This window comes from Microvirga tunisiensis (assembly GCF_009296175.1).
GTDB lineage: Bacteria > Pseudomonadota > Alphaproteobacteria > Rhizobiales > Beijerinckiaceae > Microvirga > Microvirga tunisiensis.
In genome coordinates this window covers 1-1,364 of record NZ_VOSK01000756.1, presented here as the reverse complement: position 1 = coordinate 1,364, position 1,364 = coordinate 1, and the positions used below count along the sequence as shown (strand labels likewise).

At 61.7% G+C, this 1,364-nt stretch carries 2 protein-coding genes; both read left to right on the top strand.

Features of this window, described 5'->3' with window-relative positions; genetic code table 11:
• The first annotated feature begins 123 nt into the window (after positions 1 to 123).
• Positions 124 to 759 carry a Bug family tripartite tricarboxylate transporter substrate binding protein gene (locus tag FS320_RS43420; protein ID WP_338105705.1) on the top strand — a complete coding sequence of 212 codons (636 nt, stop codon included), beginning with the start codon at positions 124 to 126 and terminating at the stop codon, positions 757 to 759.
• Between the two features lie 256 nt (positions 760 to 1,015).
• Positions 1,016 to 1,364: tripartite tricarboxylate transporter TctB family protein (locus tag FS320_RS43415; RefSeq protein ID WP_152718658.1), on the top strand; the 349-nt coding region annotated here is incomplete at its 3' end.

Below are 1,364 nucleotides of genomic sequence, written 5' to 3'. Positions count from 1 at the left end.
CTCCCCGCGCCGCCAATGCCTTGATAGTCATGCGAGCCTCCTGATCGAGCCGGCTCATGCGCTCCTCCGTGTCGTCCCGTGACACGGTAGGTCGACTTCAACCGGAGGCGACATCTCGTAAATCTGGCCGTCGCCTTACTCACACATTCGCGCGTCGCGCTACACCAGCCGCTGTTCGTTGCCGCCAATTCACCGATCAAGACCGTCACGGACTTGGTCAGCAAGTTCAAGCAGGATCCGGGATCGGTCACCTGGGGCGGCTTTGCGCATGGCTCGCCCGACCACGTCCTGTGCGGCCTGGTCGCCAAGGCGGGCGGTGGTGATGTGAAGAAGATGAACTACATTCCCGTCGGGACCGGCGGCGAGATGCTGCCGCTGGTGATGAACGGCAAGATTACCGTTGCGACCGGTGGTCTCAATGAGGTCGCGAGCCAGTTCAAGGTGGGGAAGCTCCGGCCCATTGGCATCTCGTCGCCGGAGCGCCTGCCTGGCATCGACATTCCGACCTTCCGGGAACAGGGTGTGGATGCGACGCTCGTCAACTGGCGCGGCCTGATGGCTCCTCCCAATGTCAGTGCGGAGGACAAGCAGGCCCTTGAGGCGGCGGTCGCCAAGCTGGTGCAAAGCGAGTCTTGGAAGAAGCTCCTCCAGGAACGGGAGCGGGTTGATCTCTACATGCCCTCCGCACCGTTCGGTGCCTTCATCAAGGAGGAACAGGCCCGTATCACGGCAATCCTCAAGGAGCTCGGTCTCGGCTAGGAATCGAGTGCTCTGCCAACGCATCTGCAACGGCTAGGGCGGGCCATCTTCGGCAGCGCTCCGGATTGATGAGCAATGGCAGGTACCAGCGGATCAACGTAGCAGGCGAGCGCGCTGAGGGTGCCGCCTGCTGCGGAGGCCTAAAGACACCGAACATCATCATCCGTTGGACATCTGCGGTTGCTCCCTGGGCAGCATGAAGCCCTCTTGAAGCGCTGCGTTCTCGGAGCGCGACGTTTCTTTTTTGGGACATTCCATGACCATATCTCCCCAGCGTCGCATCGACGTGGCAGGCCTCGTCATCGCACTCCTTCTTCTTGTCCTTGCCGGCCTGGTCTGGTGGGACATAACCAAGCTCCAGATTCTCTCTCCCTATGATCTTGGCCCCAAGGTCATGCCCATTGTCGTCTCAGGCGGACTTGTTCTGCTTGGCATCGGCAACGCCATTGGAGCCTTGCGCGGCGATCTCCCGGCCCGTGACAGCCTCGACTGGAACCCGATCATCCTGATCCTCGGCGGGCTCGCCTGCCTGATCATCCTGATCGCCATCGGCGGTGGCTTCATGATCGGCACGGCCCTTCTGTTCGCCACCACATCGGCAGCCT